Raw genomic sequence first — 22941 nt, forward strand, 5'->3', positions numbered from 1 at the left:
CGCCAGCAACGCGGGCTGGCCGCCGGCCGGCTCCGGCTTCGCGCCGCGCTCCAGCAGGAACTTGGCCAAGCGCCAGTTGCCGACCGCGCAGGCCACGCCCAGCGGCGAAAGGCCGTCGCGGTTCAGCGGGTCCAGCTCCGCCGCGGCATCGCGCAGCAACGCGGCCACGCCCGGGTCCGAACTGCGTGCCGCATGGTGCAGCGGCGTGTTGCCTTCGCCATCGGTCAGGCGCGGGTCGGCACCGTTGGCGAGCAGGGTCATCACCGCGTCGGGGCGCCCGTGCCAGCTGTCGCGCGTGGCGGCCAGCAGCGGTGTCATCCCGGCGTGGGTGGCGTTGAGGTCGATGCCGTTGGCGATTAGCGCGCGCAACAGGCGCAGGTCAGGCAGCACGGCGGCCAGCACGGACAGGCTGCGCTGGTCGCGATCGTCCGCCGGCGGCGGCGCGGTGACATCCGCGCCCAGTTCGATCAGCTCCAGCGCACGCTCGACGCGGCCGGCCCGCGCAGCCGCGTACAGCGCCGGCGCGAGCGGCTCACCTTCGACCAAGGCGGTGGGTTCTTCTTCCTCGTCCTCGACCTCGTCGAACGCGAAGCCCGGCAGCGCGTCGGCCGGTTCCACCATCTGCAGCACCGCATGCAATGCCGGGGCGCCCACGGCCAGCACCGCGGCGAGCGTCCAGCGCGCGCCGGTGCCGAGCAGGTCCGGCCACGCAAGCGCGAGCGCCGCCACGGCAACGCCCAGCACGATGGCCGCCACGCCCAGCCCGCGCCAGGCGCCCAGTTCCAGTTCGCCCAGCGCGTGCCAGTGCTCGCGCAGCGGGCCGCCATCGCGTTCCAGGCCCAGCCACAGCGGCCACAGGCGCCATAGCGCCAGCAACACGATGCCGAGCATGGCGCTCAGCCCCAGCGCTGCGGAGAGCGAGCCGGTCTCGCGCAGCGAAGACAGCGGCCACGCGATGACCGCGGCCATCACGGCGACCACGCCGACCCAGGACATCGCCAGCGATGCGAGATCGCGCTGCGCCTCACGACGCGGCGGCAGGCCGCCGTCGCGCCAGGCGCGCACGGCAAGCGCGGACACCGGCTGCGCCAGGGTGACGGCGATGGCGGCGATCACGCCACCGAGGCCGCCCAGCAGCCCCAGCACTACACCGCCCGCGAGTACGGCGCCCAGCCGCCACGGCAGCGGATTCGGAGCGCGGGAAGCGGTCGGCTCAGGCATCGGTACCCCAGTCCTCCCTCATCGGGTCCTCGACGGTGGGCGGAAACTGCAGGTGGAAGCCGCGGACGGCGAGGTTCTCGCGGACCACCGCGGCATCCTCGCGCGCCAGGCGGCGTTCGGGCGTGAGCGCCATCTCGAGGACGAACTGGAGCGAACCCAGCTGCGTGCGCAGCGGTTCGGGCAGGCGCGCGAAGTCGTCGCGCGCGGCGAGGTAGACGTAGGTATCGGCCTTGCGGAGGCTCTTGTATACGTAGGCTTGCATCGGTCGGGGCAGCGGCGCGCGGGGGACAGCGCCTGCAAAGTCCCGGACAGCATACCCGCCGCGAACGCAAATGCGGCAACGCGTCGCGGCCCCTGCTTCAGCCTGCGCCCAGCGTGGTTCCGGTTCGCCGCGGCGCGTTCACCGCGGCACGCCATCAGTGATAGCCCGAGTCGGCCGCGACCTTGCCCTTGAACACGCTGTACGACCAGTACGTGTAGCCCAGGATCGCGGGCAGCAGGATGATCAGCCCGACCAGCACGAATCCCTGCGAGGACGGCGGCGAGGCCGCATCCCAGATGGTCAGGCCCGGCGGCACGATGTGCGGCCAGATGCCCAGCACCAGGCCGACGAAGCCCAGCACGAAGAAGCACAGCGTGAGCACGAACGGCGCCGCGTCACGCCCTTTGCGCATCGCCGCACGCCACAGCCCGAACGCGTTGACCAGCGCCAGCAGCGGTACCGGCGCCAGCCACCAGAAGTTCGCTCCTTCGAACCAGCGCGCCATGATCCGCGAGTCGAGGAACGGCAGCCACGCGCTGACCAGGCCCATGAACGCGACCACCACCAGCACCAGCGGGCGGGTGAGGTTGCGCGCGATTTCCTGCATGCGGCCCTCGGTCTTGAGGATCAGCCAGGTCGAACCGAGCAGCGCGTAGCCGAACAGCACCGCGATGCCGGTCAGCATCGAGAACGGGCTGAACCAGCCGAACGCGCCGGCCACGTACTTGCCGTCCTGCAATGGCATGCCCTCCACCAGTGCGCCCAGGATCACGCCCTGCGCGAACGCGCACACCATCGAACCGATCGCGAAGGCGGCGCCCCACGCGGGCTTGCTGCGATGCGCCTTGAAGCGGAACTCGAACGCGACACCGCGGAACACCAGCGCGATCAGCATCAGCAGTACCGGCAGGTACAGCGCCGACAGCACCACCGCATACGCCTTCGGGAACGCGGCCAGCAGACCCGCGCCACCCAGCACCAGCCAGGTCTCGTTGCCATCCCAGATGGGCGCGGCGGTGTTCATCATGTGGTCGAGCTGCTGCTCGTTCTCCGCGAACGGCGCCAGGATGCCCAGGCCAAGCACGAAGCCGTCGAGCACGACGTACATCAGCACGCCGAAGCCGATCACGCCGAACCACACCACCGGCAGTACGGTCGCCATGTCCATCAGACGCCCTCCTCCAGATTCTCTCCAGCGGCCGATAGCGGACGCGCCGGCGTCTTCTCGCCGCCTTCGGTGTGCTGCGGCGGTTCGTGCGGCAGCGGGCCCTTCTTCACCAGGCGCGTGAGGTACCAGACGCCGGAACCGAACACGATGGCGTACACGACGACGTACACGATCAGCGACGTCATCACGCTGGCCGCGGCGAGGATGGGACTCACCGCGTCGGCAGTGCGCATCAGGCCGTAGATGACGTACGGCTGGCGGCCGATCTCGGTGACGTACCAGCCCGAGAGCATCGCCACGAATCCCGCCAGCGTCATCCAGCGCCAGCCGGTCAGCAGGGCGCGCGAGCCGTACAGCCGCCCGCGCCACCACTGCACCAGCGACGCCAGCGACAGCAGCAGCATCAGCGTGCCGACGGCGAGCATCACGCGGAAGGCGTAGAACACCGGCTTCACCGGCGGACGCTCACTGGCCGGCACGTCCTTCAGCGACTGGATCTCGCCTTCCCACGAATGCGTGAGGATCACGCTGCCCGCATGCGGAATGGCGATTTCCAGGTCGTTGCGTTCCTGCTCCTCGTTCGGCACCGCGAACACCACGAACGGCACGCCCTCACCACGCGGCTTGTGTTCCCAGTGCGCTTCCATCGCGGCGACTTTGGTCGGCTGGTACTTGGCGACCTGCAGGCCGTGGATGTCGCCGACGACTACCTGCGTCGGCACCGTGATCGCCGCGAACAGCACCGCCGCCTTGAGCATCCGTTTGCCGGCATCGACGTGCACGCCGCGCAGCAGGTACGACGCGCCGACGCCGCCGATGACGAAGCAGGTGGTGATGAACGCCGCCAGCACCATGTGCGCCAGGCGCACCGGGAAGGACGGATTGAAGATGATGTCCATCCAGCTGGCCGGATGGAACACGCCGTCGACGATGGTGTAGCCCTGCGGCGTCTGCATCCAGCTGTTGGCCGAGATGATCCAGAACGTGGAGATCAGCGTGCCCAGCGCGACCATGCAGGTCGAGAGGAAATGCAGCTTCTCGCTCACGCGGCCCCAGCCGAACAGCATCACGCCGAGGAAGGTCGCCTCCAGGAAGAATGCGGTCAGCACCTCGTAGCTGAGCAGCGGGCCGAGGATGTTGCCGGCCTGCTCGCTGAGCGTCGCCCAGTTCGTGCCGAACTGGAAGCTCATCACGATGCCCGACACCACGCCCATGCCGAACGACACGGCGAAGATCTTGGTCCAGAAGAAGAACAGGTCGCGCCACAGCGTGTCGCGCGTGCGCAGCCAGCGCCATTCGCAGAAGGCCAGCCAGCTGGCCAAGCCGATGGTGAAGGCGGGGAACAGAATGTGGAACGAGATGACGAACCCGAACTGGATCCGCGACAACAGCAGGGCATCCACGGCAAGACTCCGTTGCTATCCGCGCTGACCGGGCATTGTGCGCCGCCACATGTGAAGACCGGGCGCGCCCGACCATGACGCATGGCCCGATTGGGCAAAGCCCGCGACTGGTAGGCTGCGGAGGTTTGCCGGGGATGGCGGGCACGGGGAAGCGGTAGGGAACATCGCGAATCGACGGTTTCCCGCCGCCGATGCAGCGCGCCGACGCGCGATCCGCGCCGCTTCGTCACCGGCTTCCGCCAGACCTCTCCTTCATTACCCAGCCGCCGAACGATCATGCGCATCAGACCCATCGCCCTCGCCCTACTCGCCACCGCACTCGGCCATGCGCACGCGCAGACGCCGATCACGCTCACGCAGACCATGGCCGACCCGGACTGGATCGGTCCGCCGGTCGAGCAGGCGTGGTGGGCGTGGGACAGCCAGCGCGTGCAGTACCAGCTCAAGCGCGAAGGCGCGTCGATCCGCGACACCTGGCAGCAGGGCCTGAGCGCCGGCAGCGCGGTGAAGCTGGATGGTGCGGCGCGCGCGGACCTCGATGCACCGCGCGCGGTGCTGGACGCCTCGCGCCAGCGCATGGCCTTCGTGCGCAACGGCGACTTGTTCGTGCGCGACCTGCGCAACGGCGCGCTCACCCAGGTCACGCGCAGCAGCGAGGATGAAGCGCTGCCGCAGTGGAGCAGCGACGGCAACCTCGTGTTCCGCCGCGGCAACGACTGGTTCCGCTGGCGCGCCGGCCAGGGCGTGGGCGAAGCCGCCGTCGTCAAGGCCGAGAAGGACCCGGCCGCGGCGCCGAAGCCCGACGACCTGCGCGAGCGCCAGCTGGCGATGATCTCCACGCTGAAGAAGGACAAGGAACTGCGCGACGGCGCGCGTGCGCAGAACGAGGAATGGCGCCGCGCCGACACTACGCGAGCGCCAGCGCCGGCCTACCTCGGCGACGACGTCGCCATCGCCGACACCGCGCTGTCGCCCGACGGCAAATGGCTGCTGGTGGTCACCACTGCCAAGGGCGCCAACGAGGGGCAGGCGGGCAAGATGCCCAAGTACGTGACCGAGTCGGGCTACGAGGAATTCGAGGACGTGCGCACGCGCGTGGGCCGCAACGATCCGCTGCCGCACAGGCTGTGGCTGGTGGACGTGGGCGCGGCCAAGGCGACGGAGCTGAAGTTCGATTCGCTGCCCGGCATCACCGACGATCCGTTGGCGGCCATGCGCAAGGCGGCGAAGAAGGATCCGCTCAAGGGCAACCGTCCGGTGCGCATCGAAACCGACGGCGACGGCAACGGTCCGGCGATCCACTGGAGCGACGATGGCCGCAACGTTGCGCTGCTGGTGCGCGCGGTGGACAACAAGGATCGCTGGATCGCCAGCGTCGACCTGGCCAACGCGAAGCTGGTCGCGCGCGACCGCCTCACCGACAACGCGTGGATCAACTGGGGCTTCAATGATTTCGGCTGGACGCGCGAAGGCGCGCTGTGGTTCCTGTCCGAACGCAGCGGCTACTCGCACCTGTACCTCAACGAGGGCGGCAAGTCGCGCGCGCTGACGTCCGGCAAGTGGGAAGTCTCCGCGCCGGAGCTTTCGCCCGACGGCAGCACGTTCTTCTTCACGTGCAACCGCAAGTGGCCCGGCGACTACGAGGTCTGCGCGGTCGACCGCAATGGCGGCGACGTGCGCGAGGTGACCTCGCTCGACGGCGTGGAGGACTTCTCGCTGTCGCCCGACGGCAGCAAGGTGCTGGTGCGCCATTCGTCCAGCTACATGCCGCCGCAGCTGTCGGTGGTGAGCGCCAGCGGCGGCGCCGCGACCCAGCTCACCGACACGCGCAAGCCCGAATTCAAGGGCCGCGAGTGGATCCAGCCCGAGTACGTGCAGGTGCCGAGCAAGCACGGCGCCGGCGTGGTGTGGGGCAAGTTCTACGGGCCGAAGAACTACGAGCCGGGCCGCAAGTACCCCATCGTGATGTTCGTGCACGGCGCTGGCTACCTGCAGAACGTGTCGGAGCGCTATCCCAACTACTTCCGCGAGCAGATGTTCCACAACCTGCTCGTGCAGCAGGGCTACGTCGTGCTCGACCTGGACTACCGCGCATCCGAGGGCTACGGCCGCGACTGGCGCACGGCGATCTACCGCCAGATGGGCCATCCGGAACTCGAGGATTACCTGGACGGCCTGGACTGGCTGGTCGCCAACAAGCAGGGCGACAGGGACCGCGCCGGCATCTACGGCGGCAGCTACGGCGGCTTCATGACGTTCATGGCGCTGTTCCGCTCGCCGGGCACGTTCAAGGCCGGTGCGGCGCTGCGCCCGGTGGTGGACTGGTCGCAGTACAACCACGAGTACACCAGCAACATCCTCAACACGCCGGAGCTGGATCCCGAGGCGTACAAGGCATCCTCACCGATCGAATACGCCGACAAGCTGCAGGACAACCTGCTGATCGCGCACGGCATGATGGACGACAACGTGTTCTTCAAGGACTCGGTGATGCTGACGCAGCGCCTGATCGAACTGCGCAAGGACAAGTGGGAGATCGCGCCGTATCCGCTGGAACGCCACAGCTTCACGCGTTCGGACAGCTGGTACGACGAGTACCGCCGCATCTACGAACTGTTCGAGCGCACGTTGAAGTAAGCGCTGCCTGTAAAGCCCCTCTCCCACCGGGAGAGGGGTTGGGGTGAGGGTCGGGACGTGCGATGCAGTGAACGCCATCTGGACGCTGATAGACGCAGACGGAAGCGGATAGAGCGAAACGGCGTCACGTTGCGTGAATCGGCGTCCGCTCAATTCGCCTTGTCTGTGTTTTTCTGCGAAATCGGTGTCCAGTTCTTTGTGAAGTAGATCGCCGCCACTCCGGACGCTGATCAACGCTGATCAACGCTGATCGAACGCGGGCGAGGCAGAACGGAATGCATTCGCGCGATACCATTCATGGGTCCTGTCTGCGTTCTTCTGCGGAATCTGTGTCCAGTTCTTGATGGCATGCATGCGCCCGACCTTCATCCTTCGTCGGTCGTGACGCGCCGGCAGATGGATTCCCGCCTGCGCGGGAATGACGGCAAGAAAGTAGTCGCCCGGCTATCGTGACGGCGCCGACACCGCCGCAGCATCCTGCCTCACCTCGCTCCAGCTCGAATCCGGATCGAAGGCCTTCATCGCCTTCGCCGCGGCTTCCCCGTTCGGGCCCAGGTCCTTCTCGAACACCTGACCGTCCGGGCCGATCATGAAGCTCATCACGCCGGTGTCGGCGTACTTCGCCGGCCACGCGACCAGCGCGAAGCCGCGCGTCATCCGGTCGTCCACCTTGTAGTCGTGCGCACCGCCGGGCGCGGACGGTCCCTGCGCAGTGAGGATGCGATAGCGGTAGCCGTAGTAGTCGGCGTGCGGCTGCTCGTCACCGAACAGCGGCCCGAGCGGGCTCACGTCGCCGCTGCCGTCGTCGGGCCAGTACAGGCCATCGTGCCGGCCGTCGCTGCTGAGGATGTGCTGCGCGTACTCGAGCACGCCATCGCCGTCGTGGTCGCGCTCGGCGTATTCGAGCTGTGCGTCGCGATAGGCCTGCACTGCCTGGATGGCGTCGAGCTCGTTGCGGCCGATGCGGCGCACGCGCATCTCCTCGCCGCCCGCCTTCGGATCGAAGTGCCACCCGCCATTGCCCTGCACCAGCGGGATCGGCAGCGTCCAGTCGTCCTTGCCCACCGCGATGTGCGAACGGCCATCGCTGCCGGGCATGATCTTGTGCGAGGCCTTCCACTGCGCGAGGAACTTCTCCACGTCCTCGCGCCCGATGCCTTCCAGCGGAATGTAGTCGCGCCAGCTGGCGCCCAGGATTTCCTGCAGCGCCGCCTGGTCGCGCTTTTCGACCGCCGCGACCAGCGCGTCCGCGGCCGCGTTCGCATTCGGGTACGCCTTCTGCGCCCAGGCCGGCGCAACGGACGGCAGCAGCAGCAACAGCACGCATGCACGAAGTTTCATGGCCGGCTCCTATCCGCGACGACGACCGCCGCCACCGTGCGGCGCGCGTTGTACCTGATGTCCGCCCGAGCGCGCGGACTGCGGCCGCTGCGCCATGGCATGGCTCGATCGCCCTCGATCGACCTGCGCGCGTGTCTGCGCGGGGCGATCCACGCCTGCGAACGCGTTGTTGCGTGCGCCCTGGTGCGGCAACGAATGCGACGGCTGCATGCGGGGCTGCTGTGCGCGCTGCTGCACGCGCTGCGCGTCGGCGTGCTGACGCGTGGGCTGCGTCCGCGCTGTCTGGGCATGCTGCTGGCGATGCTGCTCACGCACCTGCTGGTTGGCGTGCGTCGTGCGTGGCCCATTCTGGCGTGCGCTGGCTTGGCGCGCATGGTCGCTGCCACCGCTCGGACGCTGCGTGCGCGCATCGGCCACGCTGCGCGCTCGCTCGCGTGCCGCGTCCGCACCGCCAGCGTCACGGCGTGCCGCTGCACCCGCATTACGGGCATCGAGGCCGCCTTCGGGCCGTTCGCGCAAGTCACGGCCGGCCGTGCGCGCCTGCTCGCGCGCGGCGCGGTTGTCCGTGGCGGGCGTGCCGAATCCGCGCTGCTGCAGCTCTTGCCGCGCACGCTCGCGATTGGCGGCATGCGCCGGGTCGTTGCCACGGAACGCCTCGCGATTCTCCGCGCCGGGCAGTCGCTGCGGTCCGAACTGTTCGCGGCTGCGGGCATCGCGGTACGGCACGTTGCCGCGGAATTCCGCGTTGTGCCGCCAGACGTTGTTGTTGACGTCCAGCTGCCGGTTCACGTTGATGTTGTTGTAGCGGTTCACGTCGATGTCGACGTCGTGGTCGCCCCAGTCCCAGTCGCCCCACAGCGCATCGGCCACCGCAACGCCGGTGCCGAAGGCAAGCCCGGCTACCAGCGCGCTGCCGGGATACCACGTCGGCGCGGGCGGGTAGTACGCGGGTGGATACGACGGATACGGCCACGTGCCGTACACCGTGGTCGGGTTGTAGCTGGGCACGTACACCACCTGCGGATTGGCCGGCGCGATCTCGATGATCGTGTCGCTGGCCGGAGGCGGTGGCGGCGGAGCACTGCCATCGGCAGGTGCAGGCGCGGGCGCGGCCGAAGGCGTCGGCGCGGGCGACACCGTCACCGTCTGCTGCTCGGTGGACTGCAGGTTGCCGGCGGCCTGCGCGGCGCGGCGCAGTCGCTGCACGGCATCCATCACGTCGCCTGGCTGCGCGAGGAACGCATCGCCCAGGCGCTGCACCCAGCCGGGATCCTGCCCCAGCGTGGCCATCACCTGCGGAAACGCCACCAGCGACTGCACGCTTGGATCCCACGGCTGGTCGGCTACCTGCTTCACCGCATCGTCGCCGGTCGCCTGCGGATGCGCCTTCGACCACGCGACCGCATCGGCGACGTTCGCCGGATACGTCGCGGCCATCAGCACCTGCGTCAGCAGCGAATCCGGATACAGTGCGATGGGCGCGACCATCTGGTCGAGTTCCTCGCGACTGAAGACGCGCTGCGCCGCGCTCGCCGGTGCCGTCGCGGGCACGGTGGCCGGTGCCGGCGTCGCAGCGGGCTGCGGCGCGGATGGAGCATCGCGCTTGCATGCAGCGACAAGCAGCACGAGTAGAACGAAGCCGAGGCGGACACAGACGCGCATGGGCCTACTCCGATGCGGATTCCCTGGCCGCCGGCCGCGGCGCGCGCGGCCGGTCCGTGACGAGCCCGTGAACGGGCGGCGGCTATCATGCATGCCTGCCCCGCTATGTTCCTGTGAAATGACCGAACCCGCTCCCGGCTTCGACGACGTCCGCGACTACCTCACCGGCCTGCAGGACCGCATCTGCGCCGTCATCGAGGCCGCCGACGGAAGCGCACGTTTCCGCGAAGACCTGTGGCAGCGGGCCGAAGGCGGCGGCGGGCGCACGCGCGTGCTGCGCGACGGCGCGGTGTTCGAGCAGGCGGGCATCGGTTTTTCCGACGTGTCCGGCACGAAGCTGCCGCCATCGGCGACCGCTGCGCGGCCGGAACTCGCCGGTGCATCGTGGCGCGCGGTGGGCGTGTCGCTGGTGTTCCATCCGCGCAATCCATACCTGCCGACCACGCATGCGAACGTGCGCCACTTCCGCGCGATCCGCGATGGCGAGACGGTGGCGTGGTGGTTCGGTGGCGGTCTCGACCTCACCCCGTTCTATCCGTTCGACGAGGACGTACTGCACTGGCATCGCACCGCGCGCGACCTGTGCGGGCCGTTCGGTGGCGCCGCACGTTACGAAAAGCACAAGGTGTGGTGCGACGAATACTTCTTCCTCAGGCACCGCGGCGAAACGCGCGGTGTCGGCGGCCTGTTCTTCGACGACCTGCACGAGGATGCGTCGGCGGACTTCGCCTACCTGCGTGCGGTGGGCGACGGTTTCCTGGATGCCTACCTGCCCATCGTGGAGCGACGCAAGGACATGCCGTACGGCGAGCGCGAGCGCCAGTTCCAGCTGTATCGCCGCGGGCGCTACGTCGAGTTCAACCTGGTCTTCGACCGCGGCACGCTGTTCGGCCTGCAATCGGGCGGACGCACCGAGTCGATCCTGATGAGCCTGCCGCCGCTGGTGCGCTGGGAGTACGGCTACGCGCCGGACGAAGGCAGCGACGAAGCGCGCCTGGCCGATTACCTGCGCCCGCGCGACTGGCTGGCGGAACTTGCCTGACGCGATGATGGCGCTTCGTCGGACGCGCGTCGGCTAGACCGCCTCGTCTTCCTCCGGCACGTCGCGCAGCAGGATCGTGATGTGGCCGTTGGTTTCCAGAAGCGCCAGATGGATGCGATCGACATCGCTGCATCCGGCCTCGCGCATCGCCTTGGCGAAGTCGTCGCGGCTGACCAGTTCGCGCCGTAACACCTCGCGATACACATGCCCGTTGCGCGCCAGCACGACCGGCGCGCCTTCCAGCAGCCGCTCCATGCGCCGGCTGCGCGACGTGGCAAAGCCGACGAGCCAGTTCAGCACGATCAGCGTGGCCGCCAGCAGCAGCCCGCCCGACATCGACGTATCCGAACCCAGCAGCGCGTTCTGCACCGCATTGCCGAGCAGCACGATCAGCAGCATGTCGAACGCGGTGAACTGCCCCATCGTCCGCTTGCCCGACAACCGGATCATGCCCAGCAGCACCACGTAGACGATGACCGCGCGAAGCACGAACTCCCACCACGGCATGGACATTTCGAACATGGGGCTCCCCGCGCGTCTGCGATGGACGGATTCTGCGACAGCGGCAAGCGGTCGGCCCAAGCGGGGTCGCAGAAGAGTTCGCCGCTTCGCGGCTTAATACCCCTCCCCAACCCTCCCCTGCTCGCAGGGGAGGGAGCAAGACGGCGAAGGGTTGTGCGGCGCTTCGTAACGCGCTTCGTAATGAATGAAGGGCAAGGTGCATTCCAGCTTTCGCTGGAATGACGTGACGGCGCGGGAGGGCTGCGGGTCTGGATCCCGGCCTTCGCCGGGATGACGGTCGGGGTGCGGGGAGGCGGCAGGCTGATCCGAGCCTTCGCCGGACGACGGTTGGGGTATGGGAGGCCGCTGGCCTGGTCCCGGCCTTCGCCGGGATGACGGATTTAGGGTGCGCGAGCACACGCCTTAACCCATCAAAGGAGTGCAAACACGTTCGAAACAGCAGCCCCCTTGGTAAGGGGGCGCGGCGGCAGCCGCGGGGATCGGGTGCATCGGCGCGGGGCCCGAAGTTTTGCTTCACAAAGCTTTGGGTTTATTTCTGGCGACGCCAGAAATAAAAAGCCCCGCAGGCAGGGGGGGCCGGCGGGGCTGGGGAGCGGGACCTGGGGAGGGGTCTTCGCTCCGGGATCACTCCAGGGGAGGGAGAGATCGGCGACAGGCGTTGCACCTGTCGCGACCTATATGACCACCCGGCACATGGATGGTTCGTGAAGATTCGGGTTAACGAATTGTTGGATTCAGGCGGGATTCATTCGCCCGGGGGCGACACGCCAAAATCCCCGTTCAGATGACGTTTTCAGGCCATTTCGGGCACAGGTGGCGCCACCTGTTTCCGACGAACGGTCAATGCGCCTCGTCCCAGTTGGCGCCGACCCCGCTGTCTACGACCAGAGGGACCCGCAATCCGGCCGCACGGGACATGCGTTCACGGGCCTCGGCGACCAGCGTGTCCACGAAACCGGTCTCCACCTCGAAGACCAGTTCGTCGTGCACCTGCAGCACCATCAGCGCCCGGTCGGCATGGTCGGCCAGCCAGCCGTCGATGGAGATCATCGCCCGCTTGATGATGTCGGCCGCGGTGCCCTGCATCGGGGCATTGATCGCCGCGCGCTCGGCACCCGCCCGCAGGCCCTGGTTGCGGGCGTGGATGTTGTCCAGGTACAGGCGGCGGCCGAACACCGTCTCGACGTAGCCCTGCTCGCGTGCCTGCTGCCGCGTGCGTTCCATGAAGTCGCGCACGCCCGGGTAGCGGCTGAAGTACAGGCCGATGTAGTCCTGCGCCTCGCCGCGCGAGATGCCCAGCTGCCGCGCCAGTCCGAACGCGCCCATGCCGTACATCAGACCGAAGTTGATCGCCTTGGCGGCGCGGCGCTCGTTGCCGCTCACCTCGTCCATCGGCTTGCCGAACACTTCCGCCGCCGTCGCCCGGTGGATGTCGGCGCCGGATTCGAACGCACGCAGCAGGCCGGGATCCTCGGACAGGTGCGCCATGATGCGCAGCTCGATCTGCGAGTAGTCGCAGGCGACGATGCGGCGCCCCTCCGGCGCGACGAACGCCTGCCGGATGCGACGGCCGTCGTCGGTGCGGATCGGGATGTTCTGCAGGTTCGGATCGCTGGACGCGAGGCGGCCGGTAGCCGCGCCGGCCTGGTGGTAACTGGTGTGCACGCGGCCGGTGTCGCGGTTGACCATCTCCGGCAGCTTGTCGGTGTAGGTGCTGCGCAGTTTCGACAGGCCACGGTATTCCAGGATCACGCGCGGCAGTTCGTGGTGCTCGGCGATGGCTTCGAGCGCCTCTTCGTTGGTCGACGGTGCGCCGGACGGCGTCTTCAGCAACGCGGGCAGTTTGAGTTCGTCGAACAGCAACTGGCCCAGCTGCTTGGGCGAATCCAGGTTGAAGCTGCGCCCGGCCAGTTCGGTGGCCTTCTGCTGCGCGGCCAGCATGCGCCGGCCGAGGTCGGCCGATTGCCGGCGCAGTTCGTCGGCGTCGACCATCACGCCGTTGGCCTCGATGCGTTCGAGCACCTGCACCAGCGGCATCTCGATCTCGTGGTAGACGTGCGACAGCCCGGACACGGCCTCCACCTTCGGCGACAGCACACGGTGCAGCCGCAACGTGACGTCGGAATCCTCCGCGGCGTAGCGCGTGGCGTCCTCCACCGACACCTGCGAGAACGGGATCGATTTGGCGCCCTTGCCGGCCACGTCCTCGTAGCGGACGGTGTCGTAGCCGAGGTAGCGCTTGGCCAGCGAATCCATGTCGTGGCGCGTGGCGGTGGCGTTGTAGACGAAGCTCTCCAGCATCGTGTCGTCGGCGTAGTTCTTCACCGCGATGCCGTTGCGACGCAGCACGTGCAGGTCGTACTTGCCGTGCTGGCCCATCTTCTTGCGGGTGGCGTCCTCGAACAGCGGGCGCAGCGCGGCGAGCGCGGCCACGCGGTCCAGCTGCTGCGGCGCGCCGGGATAGTCGTGCGCCAGCGGCAGGTAAGCCGCGTGCCCAGGCTCGACCGCCAGGCTCAGCCCGATCAGGTTGGCCTGCATCGGATCGAGCGAATCGGTCTCGGTGTCGAAGGCGAATTCCTCGGCGCCGCGCAGCCGCGCCAGCCATTCGTCGAACTGCTCCTGCGTCAGGATGGTCTCGTACTCGCCCTTGGCCGACAGCGCCGGGTCCACGACCTCGCCCGGCGCGCCGGAACGCGCGTAGCCCGCGGCGGTATTGCGCACGCCGGCAGGGCTGCCCGGATGATCCTCGACCACCGCGCCCGGCCCTTCCAGTTCGCGCAACGCCTGCTTGAAGCCATAGCGCGCGTACAGCCGGCGCAACTCGTCCACGTGGCGCTCGCGCAGTGCCAGGTCGGTCGGTGCGCGGTCCAGCTCCACGTCGGTCTTGATGGTGGTGAGCGTGCGGTTCAGCGGCAGCCGCGGCAGCGCGGTGCGCAGGTTGTCGCCGATCTTGCCCTTGATGTCGCCCGCATGCGCGATAACGTTGTCGAGCGTGCCGTACTCGCCCAGCCACTTGGCCGCCGTCTTTGGCCCGCACTTCTCCACGCCCGGAATGTTGTCGACGCTGTCGCCCATCAGCGCCAACAGATCGACGATCTGGTCCGGACGCACGCCGAACTTGTCGATGACGGTGGCTTCCGAATCCAGCCGGCTGCCGCTCATGGTATTGACCAGCACGATGCCGGGCCGCACGAGCTGTGCGAAATCCTTGTCGCCGGTGGAGATGGTCACGTCGATGCCGTCCTGCGCGGCGCGCACCGCGAGCGTGCCGATCACGTCGTCGGCCTCCACGCCGGGCACGCGCAGGATGGTGATGCCCAGTGCTTCGACGATCTCGCACATCGGCTCGGTCTGCGCGCGCAGGTCGTCGGGCATAGCCGAGCGGTTGGCCTTGTACTCGGGATACAGGTCGTCTCGGAAGGTCTTGCCGGGCGCGTCGACCACGAACGCCACGTACTCGGGCTGCTCCTTCAGCGTGGCGCGCAGCATGTTGACCACGCCGAACAGCGCGCCGGTCGGTTCGCCGGCGTCGTTGGTGAGCGGGGGCAGCGCATGGAACGCGCGGTAGAGGTAGCTGGAGCCGTCGATCAGGACGAGGCGGCGCGGCGCGGTCGGGGGAGTCGTCATCCGGCGATTCTAACGACGCCGGCTCCACGCGGCCGTCACCGACCGCCGCGACGCAAACGCGTATCCTGTCCGTGGACCACCTTCTCGCCGGACAGGAGACCGCCATGCGCCCGCTGCTGCTCGCCCTGCTGCTTCCCCTGTGCCTGTCCGCCTGCGCGTCGATGGGCGGCGTGGACGATCCGACCGCGGGCCTGCAGAACCCGCAGGTGCGCTCGCGCACGATGAGCGGCGGCGATCTCATCGAGGAGTACTACGTGGCCGGCCAGCTGCGCGTGGTGCGCATCACGCCGGCACGCGGGCCGGTGTATTACCTGGTCGACAACAACGCCGACGGCATCCTCGACAGCAGCCGCGGCGAAGGCCCGATCTCGCCCGTGCAGTACAAGCTGTTCACCTGGTGATCCACGCGGCGTCGCGCCGCGAAATCCGCTGCATGGTTCGGATATCGCCGCCCGGGTGTGGCGCCTAGAGTCGATCGCGTTCCCTTCTGGAGCGAACGCGATGAGCCTGCCTTCCATTACCGAAGATCCGCGCTGGGCGCAGATGTGCGCCCGCGACCGCGCCGCCGACGGCCGTTTCGTGTATTCGGTTTCGACCACAGGCGTGTACTGCCGGCCTTCCTGTCCCTCGCGTCGCGCGTTGCCCGCGCACGTGCGCTTCCACGACACGCCCGGCGATGCCGAGCGCGCGGGCTTCCGTGCATGCCGTCGCTGTCATCCGCAACGGATGGGTGAGGCTTCACCGCTGCGCTTCGCCATCGGTCACAGCTCGATCGGCCTGGTGCTGGTCGCCGAGGGCACCGATGGCATCCGCAGCATCCTGCTGGGCGACAACGAAGGCGCCCTCGTGCGTGAGCTGCAGGCGCAGGCGCCGGATGCCGCCTTGGCCATCGATCCGGGTGGCGTGCACGACGCGCTGGCCGAGGTGGTCGATCACATCGAAGCGCCGCACCTGCGCATGACACGGCCGCTGGATCTGCGTGGCACGCCGTTCCAGCGGCGCGTGTGGCAGGCCCTGCGCTCGATCCCGCCCGGTGTCACGATCAGCTACGGCGATCTGGCCAGGCGCCTGGGCATGCCGCGTGCCGCGCGCGCGGTGGCGGCCGCCTGCGCGGCCAACGTGCTGGCCGTTGTCGTGCCATGCCATCGCGTGATCGCCGGCAACGGTGCGCTGTCCGGCTATCGCTGGGGCGTTGCGCGCAAGCGCGCGCTGCTGGCGCGCGAGGCGCAGGCATGAGCGCGGTGTTGCGCGCTAGCGGCAGCGCACTCGCGCAGCGCATCCAGTGGCACGACTGGCAACGCGCCGCGCGCGAACTGGACGCGCACGGCAACGCGATCCTGCCCGGCCTGCTGGACGAGGCCGAATGCCATGCGCTGGCTGCGCTGTACGACCGCGCGGACGGATTCCGCAGTCGCGTGGTGATGGCCCGTCACGGATTCGGACAAGGCGAATACCGCTACTTCGCCCATCCGCTGCCGGGCACCGTTGCGTTGCTGCGCGAATCGATCTATCCGCACCTGGCGCCGATCGCCAACCGCTGGCATGAGGCGATGGACCTGCCGACGCGCTTTCCCGCGACGCACGCGGAGTTCATCGTCCGCTGCCACGAGGCCGGCCAGCTGCGCCCCACGCCACTGCTGCTGCGCTACGACGCCAACGACTACAACTGCCTGCACCAGGACCTGTACGGCGAACACGTGTTTCCGCTGCAGATGGCCGTGCTGCTGTCGCAACCCGGTCGCGACTTCGAGGGTGGCGAGTTCGTGCTGACCGAGCAGCGGCCGCGCATGCAGTCGCGCGCCGAAGTCGTACCGCTGCGGCAGGGCGACGCGGTGGTGTTCGCCGTGCACCAGCGCCCCGTGCGCGGAACGCGCGGCGTGTACCGCGTGAACCTGCGCCACGGCGTCAGCCGCGTGCGTTCAGGCCGACGTCACACTCTGGGCGTGGTCTTTCACGATGCGCTGTAAATCCGGTGCGTAGCCTCGTGACGTCGATCCGGGCTTCCGCACGGCGGGCTAAAGGATCCTCCCGGCGTGCCGATAACGGTACGTCGCGCCATCCAGGCGCCATCGCCGCAACAGAGGGAAAGCCGGAGTGTCCGGTCGCGAAAGACGCAAGCCCACGCCCACGAAGACGCTGGACCCGGCCGAACTGCGCAAGGGCCTGACCGAAGAGCAGCGCAGGACGCTGGAAGAACTGGAGCATTTCCAGTGGACGCTGGAGTTCGTGCGCCGGCCGCTGTTCCAGGATCCCGTGCCGGTACTCTTCGACCGCGAGCGCAAGCGCTGCGTCGCGCTGCTGCCGGATGGATCGCTGGACGAGGCGCCGAAGCTGCGCGGATAGCGCCCTCACCCCGTTTGCAGTCGTCGCGCGAACCGGCTTTCCAGTGAGCCGCCTCAGCGTCCCGAAGCCGCCGTCATCCCGGCGAAGGCCGGGATCCAGGCTGGCTGCGTTTCAATGACCCTTCGTCATTCCAGCGAAAGCCAGTAGCTGGCCGCGCTTCAGCGCTCTTCGTCATTCAGCGAAAGCTGGAATCCATTTTGATCCTGCGCTTTGTGGCCTCACGACCAAGAGCAAGATGGATTCCAGCTTTCGCTGGAATGACGGTGCCAGGTGTATGCGCACGGGTCTTCGGATGCGGTGCGGGCCTGGACCCCGGCCTTCGCCGGGATGACGGTCGGAGATGCGGCGCACGGCGCTTCGGACGCGGTGCGGGCCCGGATCCCGGCTTTCGCCGGGGATGACGGTTGGAGATGCAGGCGCACGGTTCTTCGGACGCGGTGTGGGCCTGGGTCCCGGCTTTCGCCGGGATGACGGTTGGAGATGCAGGCGCACGGCACTTCGGACGCGGCGCGGGCCTGGATCCCGGCTTCCGCCGGGATGACGTGCGGTGCGGTGCAATTCGAGCGCGTCGCCGCTGGCCGCATGAACAAGCCGTACCGACGGCTATCGCGCACCCCTCACGCCGGCTGCAGGTTCGCGTAGGCCAGTACCAGCCACTTGCTGCCGGCGTCGTCGAAGTTGACCTGCACGCGTGCGTGCGCGCCGCTGCCTTCGTAGTCGGTGACGGTGCCCAGTCCGAACGAGGGGTGCCGGACCATCGAGCCGAGTTTCACTGCCGGGGTTTCGATCGCGGCGTGGCCAAAGTCGCGGCGCGGCGCGCCTCCACTGTACGGGCGCGACACCTGCACCTTCGGGCGCACTTCGTTGAGCAGCGGCGCGGGGATCTCGCGCAGGAAGCGCGATGGCACGCCGTACATGTCGGCGCCGTGGATGCGGCGCGTCTCGGCATAGCTCAGGACCAGCTTCTGACGCGCGCGGGTGATGCCGACGTAGGCCAGGCGCCGCTCCTCTTCCAGGCGCCCGGCTTCTTCGGTCGAACGCCCACTGGGAAAGACGCCTTCCTCCAGCCCCGCCAGGAACACCAGCGGGAATTCCAGGCCCTTCGCGCTGTGCAGCGTCATCAGCTGCACGCCTTCCTCGCCGGCCTGCACCTGGCCTTCGCCGGCTTCCAGTGCGGCGTAGCTGAGGAACGCCACCAGCTCCGGCATCGCCGCGACGTCTTCCTCGTCGCTATGGCTGAAGCGCGAGGCGACCGAGACGAGTTCGTCCAGGTTGTCCACGCGCGAGTCTAGCTGGCCGCGCGATTCGTTGAAGTAGTGGTCGCGCAGGCCGGAGCGGATCAGCACGTGGTCGATCTTCTCCGGCAGCGTCATCGTCGCCACTTCGTTATCGACATCGTCGATCAGCGCCAGGAAGCCGGCCACGGCATTGCGCGAGCGCGCCGCCAGGCCGTTCTCCGACACGATGCGCCGGGCCGCGTCCCACAGCGATACGCCATCGGCACGCGCACGGCGGCGCACTTCGTCCAGCGTGCGCTCGCCGATGCCGCGTGCGGGCGTGTTGACCGCGCGTTCGAACGCGGCATCGTCCAGGCGCGAGGCGATCAGGCGCAGGTAGGCCAGCGTGTCCTTGATCTCGGCCCGCTCGAAGAAGCGCAGGCCGCCGTACACGCGGTACGGGACCTGTTCGGCCAGCAGCGCTTCTTCGATCGCGCGCGACTGCGCATTGCTGCGGTAGAGCACGGCGACCTCGCCATGGCTGCCGCCGTCGCGCACCCACTGGCGCAGGCGCTCGACGATGAAGCGCGCCTCGTCCATCTCGTTGTAGGCCGCGTACAGGTCGATCGGCTCGCCGCTGCCGCTGTCGGTCCACAGGTGCTTGCCGAGGCGGTCTGGGTTGTGGGCGATGACCGCGTTGGCCGCTTCCAGGATGTTGGCGCTGGAACGGTAGTTCTGTTCCAGGCGGATCGTGCGCGTGTCCGGAAAATCCTTCAGGAACCGCTGCATGTTCTCGACCTTGGCGCCGCGCCAGCCGTAGATGGACTGGTCGTCGTCGCCGACCACGAACACGTGGCCCGAATCGCCCGCCAGCACGCGCACGAAGGCGTACTGGATGGCATTGGTGTCCTGGAACTCGTCCACCAGGATCTCGCGGAAGCGATGGCGGTAGTGCGACAGCAGCGCCGGGTTGTCGCGCAGCAGTTCGTGCGCACGCAGCAGCAGTTCGGCGAAGTCGACCAGGCCGGCGCGCTCGCAGCGCTCCTGGTAGGCCTCGTACGACCTGAGCATCACGTCCGCCCACGGGTCGTTGCCGCCGCCCTGGATGTTGTGCGGACGGCGTCCCTCGTCCTTCTGCGCGTTGATCCACCACGCGATCTGTCGCGGCGGGAAACGCGCCTCGTCCAGTTCCAGCGCCTGGACCACGCGCTTGACCAGGCGCAGCTGGTCGTCGGAATCGAGCACCTGGAAGCCTTCGGGCAGCTTCGCGTCCTGCCAGTGCAGGCGCAGCAGCCGGTGCGCCAGGCCGTGGAAGGTGCCGATCCACATGCCGCGCGCGCCGAAGCGCAGCTGCGCGTCCACGCGCGCGCGCATCTCGCCGGCGGCCTTGTTGGTGAAGGTCACCGCGAGGATGCCGTGCGTGGGTACGTTGTGCACCTCGTTCAGCCAGGCGATGCGGTGCGTGAGCACGCGGGTCTTGCCGGAGCCGGCGCCGGCAAGGACGAGGTAATGACCGGGCGGGGCACTGACGGCCTCGCGCTGCGCCGGATTCAGCGCATCGAGCAGGTGGGAGACATCCATGCGGGTATTGTAGCGGCGGCGGTCTCACTCCCTGCTCCGGCAGCCGTGCGGAGGACTGAATGCGCGTGCGTTCGATGCGATGGCCGATGGCGCTGGTCCTGCTGATGGCGGCGGGCAGCACGACTGCGGCGCAGGTCGACCAACGCACGCTGCGGGCGGGCGAGAGCGAGTTGCACGTGGACGTGGTCGACGTGGCTGACGCGGATCGCCGCGCACAGTTGCAGGGCTGGCTGGAAGAAGTGGCCGGCGCGACGCTGACGGCGTTCGGACGCTACCCGCTGCGCAGCGCACGCGTGCGGATCACGCAGATCGACAGCAACGACGAGAGCCCGGTGCCATGGGGCCAGACCTTGCGTCGGGGCGAACCGTCGGTGTTGTTGTTCGTGCGTCGTGATGCAAGCCTGGCCGAACTGCGCGCCGACTGGACTGCGATCCACGAGCTGTCGCACCTGTTCCATCCGTACATGGGCGGCGACGGCCGCTGGCTGTCGGAGGGACTGGCCAGCTATTACCAGAACGTGCTGCGCGCCCGTGCCGGCATGCTGTCGGCCGACGAAGCCTGGCGTCGGCTCGAGGCGGGTTTCGGCCGCGGCCGTCGCGAGGACAGCCAGGCGTCGTTGCGCGAACTCAGCCGCAGCCATCGCGGCACGATGCGCGTGTACTGGGCCGGCGCGGCGTTCTGGCTGGAGGCCGACATCGCGCTGCGCCGGGATCACGCCAGCAGCCTGGACGAAGTGCTCTCGCGCTATTCCTCGTGTTGCCTGCGCGGCACCGGGCTGGTCGAACCCGAAGCCTTCCTCTCGCGTCTGGACGAACTGTCGCGCTCGCAGGTGTTCTCCGCCCTGTACGCGCGCTACGCGCCGTCGCGGGAATTCCCCGACCTTGCCGACACCTATCGCGCGCTCGGCATCGCCATGCGCGACGACCGGCTCGCCTTCGCCGACGGCCCGGCGGCACGCCTGCGCCGCTCGATCATGGCGCCGCCGGCATCGCGCCCCGCCGCACCGTAGCGGCAGGAGGTCGCCGTCAGTGGCCGCTCTTGTGCGGCTTCATCGCGGCCTGCGCCATCAGCTTGTCGGTGTACGCGATGCCGATCGCCGACAGGATGAACACGCAGTGGATGATGGTCTGCCACATCACGCCGTCGGCGGTGTACGTGCTGCCTTCCGAGCCTAGGCTGCCGATCGCGATGAAGGTCTTGAGCAGGTGGATCGAGGAGATGCCGATGATCGCCATCGCCAGCTTCACCTTCAGCACGCTGGCGTTGACGTGGCTCAGCCATTCCGGCTGGTCCGGATGACCCTCCAGGCGCAGGCGCGAGACAAAGGTCTCGTAGCCGCCGACGATCACCATCACCAGCAGGTTGGAGATCATCACCACGTCGATCAGGCCCAGCACGATCAGCATGATCTGCTGTTCGCCCATCGACACCGAGTGGGACAGCAGGTGCCACAGTTCCTTGCCGAACAGGAACACGTAGACGCACTGGGCAAGGATCAGGCCCAGGTACAGCGGCAGCTGCAGCCAGCGCGAGGCGAAGATCAGCGAGGACAACGGGGACAAGGGACGAGGACTGTGGCTCATGCAGGACAGTGCGTTTCGGGGGAGCCGCGAGGTTACCGGCCCGCCATGACGGTGCCAACCCAACTCACGCACTAGACTTCAGGTTCCTTTCCGCACCCCGAGCCGCCGCCATGATCGACCTGTATTACTGGCCCACCCCGAACGGCCACAAAGTGACCCTGCTGTTGGAGGAAGCCGGCCTGGAGTACCGCATCCACCCGGTCAACATCGGTTCGGGCGACCAGTTCAAGCCGGAATTCCTGGCCATCTCGCCGAACAACAAGATGCCGGCCATCGTCGACCATGCCCCGGCCGATGGCGGTGCTCCCCAGAGTGTGTTCGAGTCCGGCGCGATCCTGCTGTACCTGGCCGAGAAGACCGGCCGCTTCCTGCCCAGCGACGCGCGTGGCCGCGTGACCACCCTGGAATGGCTGTTCTGGCAGATGGCGGGCCTGGGCCCGATGAGTGGCCAGATGGGCCACTTCAACGTGTACGCACCGGAAAAGATCCCCTATGCAATCGAGCGCTACGACAACGAAGTGCGCCGCCTGCACGGGGTGATGGACAAGCGTCTGGCCCAGCATGCGTTCCTGGCCGGCGATGAGTACACCATCGCCGACATGGCCAGCTACCCGTGGGTCGGCGCCTACGACACGCTGCCGGTGGACTTCGCCGCGTTCCCGAACCTCAAGCGCTGGCATGAAGCGATTGCCGCACGCCCGGCCACCCAGCGCGCCTATGCCCTGCGCCAGCAGGTGAACCCCAACGCCGGCAAGCCGCTCAGCGACGAAGAGCGCAAGCACCTGTTCGGCCAGCGTTGAACCAGGACGGCGTCATTCACGCGTGACGTGGATCTACGGGTGGTGGGTGCCGACCCTTGGTCGGCACTCGTCCGCACGCCTTATGGGCAGAAGGTCATGCTGCCTTCCCGCACGGGCTTGGTTAGGATGGGGGGACGACCGTCCCGCGCCCCGCGTGGAGGCGGACCTGCCGTTTGCCGGGATCCTCCATGCGCCACCTGTTCGCTTCGCTCGCCCTCATGCTTGCCACCACAACCGCTGCCCACGCTGAAAAGCTGACCCTGGAAGCCATCACCGGTCCGCTGCCGCTGTCCGGCCCGACCTTGATGAAGCCCAAGGTGGCACCGGACGGATCGCAGGTCAGCTTCCTGCGCGGCAAGGACAGCGACCGAAACCAGCTGGACCTGTGGACCTACGACATCGGTAGCGGCCAGACCCGGCTGCTGGTTGATTCCAAGGTGGTGCTGCCCGGCACCGAGACCCTCAGCGACGAGGAAAAGGCACGCCGCGAGCGCCAGCGCATCGCCGCGATGACCGGCATCGTTGATTACC

18 protein-coding genes and 1 pseudogene are annotated in these 22941 nt (G+C 68.3%); 9 read left to right on the forward strand and 10 right to left on the reverse strand.

Annotated elements, in window-relative coordinates; genetic code table 11:
* The 4 genes from VFE83_RS18555 to VFE83_RS18570 form a co-directional block, all read right to left on the reverse strand.
* On the reverse strand, positions 1-1221 hold a 1221-nt coding region (locus VFE83_RS18555), incomplete at its 3' end, for an ankyrin repeat domain-containing protein (protein WP_324908916.1).
* Positions 1214-1483 (reverse strand): YcgL domain-containing protein, encoded by a 270-nt coding sequence (locus VFE83_RS18560; protein WP_324908918.1) that lies wholly within the window; start codon positions 1481-1483, stop codon positions 1214-1216. The genes VFE83_RS18555 and VFE83_RS18560, both read right to left, overlap by 8 nt.
* A 154-nt stretch (positions 1484-1637) precedes the next feature.
* On the reverse strand, positions 1638-2651 hold the full coding sequence (gene cydB / locus VFE83_RS18565; protein ID WP_324908920.1) for a cytochrome d ubiquinol oxidase subunit II: 1014 nt from the start codon (positions 2649-2651) through the stop codon (positions 1638-1640).
* Positions 2651-4054 carry a cytochrome ubiquinol oxidase subunit I gene (locus VFE83_RS18570; protein WP_324908922.1) on the reverse strand — a complete coding sequence of 468 codons (1404 nt, stop codon included), beginning with the start codon at positions 4052-4054 and terminating at the stop codon, positions 2651-2653. The genes cydB and VFE83_RS18570 overlap by 1 nt, the downstream gene beginning before the upstream one ends.
* Before the next feature lie 276 nt (positions 4055-4330).
* On the opposite strand from VFE83_RS18570, the gene VFE83_RS18575 reads away from it, so the two are divergent.
* A complete protein-coding gene (locus VFE83_RS18575; protein ID WP_414674786.1) occupies positions 4331-6691 on the forward strand; it encodes a S9 family peptidase in 2361 nt (786 codons plus the stop codon).
* 444 nt (positions 6692-7135) lie between these two features.
* Here VFE83_RS18575 and VFE83_RS18580 read toward each other — a convergent pair whose 3' ends face one another.
* The gene (locus VFE83_RS18580; RefSeq protein WP_324908924.1) at positions 7136-8032 is read right to left on the reverse strand and encodes a DUF2950 domain-containing protein; all 897 of its coding nucleotides are present in this window, start codon (positions 8030-8032) and stop codon (positions 7136-7138) included.
* 9 nt (positions 8033-8041) lie between these two features.
* Positions 8042-9694 (reverse strand): DUF3300 domain-containing protein, encoded by a 1653-nt coding sequence (locus VFE83_RS18585; protein WP_324908926.1) that lies wholly within the window; start codon positions 9692-9694, stop codon positions 8042-8044.
* A 118-nt stretch (positions 9695-9812) separates the two neighbouring features.
* Here VFE83_RS18585 and hemF point away from each other — a divergent pair, with 118 nt between their 5' ends.
* Positions 9813-10736 carry an oxygen-dependent coproporphyrinogen oxidase gene (hemF, locus tag VFE83_RS18590; RefSeq protein WP_324908928.1) on the forward strand — a complete coding sequence of 308 codons (924 nt, stop codon included), beginning with the start codon at positions 9813-9815 and terminating at the stop codon, positions 10734-10736.
* A 33-nt stretch (positions 10737-10769) separates the two neighbouring features.
* Here hemF and VFE83_RS18595 read toward each other — a convergent pair whose 3' ends face one another.
* Together VFE83_RS18595 and polA are read right to left on the reverse strand one after the other, a co-directional pair.
* A complete protein-coding gene (locus tag VFE83_RS18595) occupies positions 10770-11258 on the reverse strand; it encodes a DUF421 domain-containing protein (protein ID WP_324908930.1) in 489 nt (162 codons plus the stop codon).
* Between the two features lie 840 nt (positions 11259-12098).
* On the reverse strand, positions 12099-14885 hold the full coding sequence (gene polA, locus VFE83_RS18600; protein WP_324908932.1) for a DNA polymerase I: 2787 nt from the start codon (positions 14883-14885) through the stop codon (positions 12099-12101).
* Positions 14886-14989: 104 nt separating this feature from the next.
* Here polA and VFE83_RS18605 point away from each other — a divergent pair, with 104 nt between their 5' ends.
* The 4 genes from VFE83_RS18605 to VFE83_RS18620 all read left to right on the forward strand — a co-directional run bounded on the left by VFE83_RS18605 (position 14990) and on the right by VFE83_RS18620 (position 17228).
* Positions 14990-15286, forward strand: a complete 297-nt coding sequence (locus VFE83_RS18605; protein WP_324908934.1) for a DUF2782 domain-containing protein — start codon at positions 14990-14992, stop codon at positions 15284-15286.
* 100 nt (positions 15287-15386) lie between these two features.
* The gene (locus tag VFE83_RS18610; RefSeq protein WP_324908936.1) at positions 15387-16121 is read left to right on the forward strand and encodes a methylated-DNA--[protein]-cysteine S-methyltransferase; all 735 of its coding nucleotides are present in this window, start codon (positions 15387-15389) and stop codon (positions 16119-16121) included.
* A complete protein-coding gene (locus VFE83_RS18615; RefSeq protein WP_324908938.1) occupies positions 16118-16852 on the forward strand; it encodes a 2OG-Fe(II) oxygenase in 735 nt (244 codons plus the stop codon). Before VFE83_RS18610 ends, VFE83_RS18615 begins: the two co-directional genes overlap by 4 nt.
* 127 nt (positions 16853-16979) lie before the next feature.
* The gene (locus VFE83_RS18620; protein ID WP_324908940.1) at positions 16980-17228 is read left to right on the forward strand and encodes a hypothetical protein; all 249 of its coding nucleotides are present in this window, start codon (positions 16980-16982) and stop codon (positions 17226-17228) included.
* A 617-nt stretch (positions 17229-17845) separates the two neighbouring features.
* Here VFE83_RS18620 and uvrD read toward each other — a convergent pair.
* Complete coding sequence (gene uvrD / locus VFE83_RS18625) at positions 17846-20026, reverse strand: DNA helicase II (protein ID WP_324908942.1); 2181 nt, start codon at positions 20024-20026, stop codon at positions 17846-17848.
* 59 nt (positions 20027-20085) lie between these two features.
* On the opposite strand from uvrD, the gene VFE83_RS18630 reads away from it, so the two are divergent.
* Positions 20086-21036, forward strand: a complete 951-nt coding sequence (locus tag VFE83_RS18630) for a hypothetical protein (RefSeq protein ID WP_324908944.1) — start codon at positions 20086-20088, stop codon at positions 21034-21036.
* 16 nt (positions 21037-21052) lie between these two features.
* On the opposite strand, the gene VFE83_RS18635 is transcribed toward VFE83_RS18630, so the two are convergent.
* Positions 21053-21610, reverse strand: coding sequence for a TIGR00645 family protein (locus VFE83_RS18635; RefSeq protein ID WP_324908946.1), 558 nt, complete (start codon positions 21608-21610; stop codon positions 21053-21055).
* Between the two features lie 110 nt (positions 21611-21720).
* Between VFE83_RS18635 and VFE83_RS18640 the strand changes: the two genes are divergently transcribed.
* Positions 21721-22410: a glutathione binding-like protein gene (locus VFE83_RS18640; RefSeq protein WP_019661668.1), complete on the forward strand. Its 690-nt coding sequence runs from the start codon at positions 21721-21723 to the stop codon at positions 22408-22410.
* A gap of 188 nt (positions 22411-22598) precedes the next feature.
* Positions 22599-22941 (forward strand): annotated as a pseudogene (locus VFE83_RS18645) (S9 family peptidase); the annotation flags it as partial.

The sequence above is a fragment of the Lysobacter sp. genome (genome assembly GCF_035655815.1).
Classification (GTDB): Bacteria; Pseudomonadota; Gammaproteobacteria; order Xanthomonadales; family Xanthomonadaceae; genus Lysobacter_J.